We start from the raw sequence: 1,169 nt of genomic DNA, 5'->3' as shown, positions 1-1,169 counted from the left end.
GCGTTGAGGGGGCACCTCCGGTGCGGGGCACGGGGCCGGCACAGAACGCGCAGCGGTCCCCGATGAGTTCGAGGCCGCACCAGTGGCACTCCTCCCGCCTGACGGACGCCACGAGCTGGTACAGCATGGACGGATCCGGGATGGCCGCCGCGAACTCGACGGCTCGCCGGGTGCCCCACCAGCGCCGGGACTCCTCGGGCAGCACGGTCTCCTGGGCGCCTTGTACGTGCCAGTGAGGGGCGAGGGTCTGCAGCACCCAGTCGTCGCCGCGGACGGGCTTGTCCCGCGCCAGGGTCATCCAGGTCGCGAAGCCCGGCCCGTCGGGGACGCCGTCACCGCCGATTCTGATGAGCCGAGGGCCGGGGTTGATCAGCACTGCGAAGCGCGCGCCGGGCAGGGCCGACGCGAGGTGGGCTCCTAGCCCGACCTCGACGCGGTCGACGCCGGCGACGCTGGAGAGCTGTGCCCCCGCATAGATGTAGTGGGCGAGCAGCCGCGCGGCGGAGGCGAGCACTCCGGGACTGAGATCGGAGACGGACAACTGCCGTAACTGAGCGGCCAGGACGCCGACGGCCAGCGGCGGCAGCGACACGGGCACCAGCGCGATCCGCTCGCTTTCCAGCACGGCCCGGATCCCGTGCAAACGCCGCACGTACGGGATGGGCAGGGAGTCGGGGTAGAGGACGACGACGTGACCGCACCGGTCGAGCAGGACGGACATGCGCGCGACCGCGGTCTCCAGCGGCTCGGCACCGGGCGGATGGAGGACGGCAGCGTCGGGGACCGGCCCATCGGTCGGTGAGACCACCAGGTCGGGGCTGGTGACTGCTATCGCAAGGGGCACGTCGGCTTCCCCGTTCACTCCGGCAGCGGGGGCTGCGGCGGCACAGTTCGTCACTGCCCCGCCCTGGCGCCTCCGCACCTTATCCACGAATGGATCGGCTGAGAACCGGTCCTCGGAAACCCTTGACGGATGTATTGGCCTAGACCATCTTTACGCGCACGCAGTGACCGCTCTCCCCGCCCCCCACGCATCACTACCCACCGGCACGACGCCGACTCCTCTCCCACCGGAGGAAACAGTGGATCACTCACGTCCGCCCCACCGCAGACGTCCCGCCTCCCCCGCGACCCTCCTCATAGCCGCCGGCCTCGTCGCGGCCGGGCTT

The 1,169-nt window shown here is 71.3% G+C and carries 1 protein-coding gene; it reads right to left on the bottom strand.

Going from position 1 to position 1,169, the window contains the following annotated elements; genetic code table 11:
• A partial coding sequence (locus tag ACSNOG_RS32745) for a hypothetical protein (protein ID WP_436756334.1) occupies nucleotides 1-844 on the bottom strand: 844 nt, incomplete at its 3' end.
• Nucleotides 845-1,169 lie beyond the last annotated feature (325 nt).

The organism is Streptomyces sp. URMC 124 (assembly GCF_051386455.1).
GTDB lineage: Bacteria > Actinomycetota > Actinomycetes > Streptomycetales > Streptomycetaceae > Streptomyces.
Note: the sequence above shows the minus strand (reverse complement) of the source record. Positions and strands in the feature narration are given on the sequence as shown.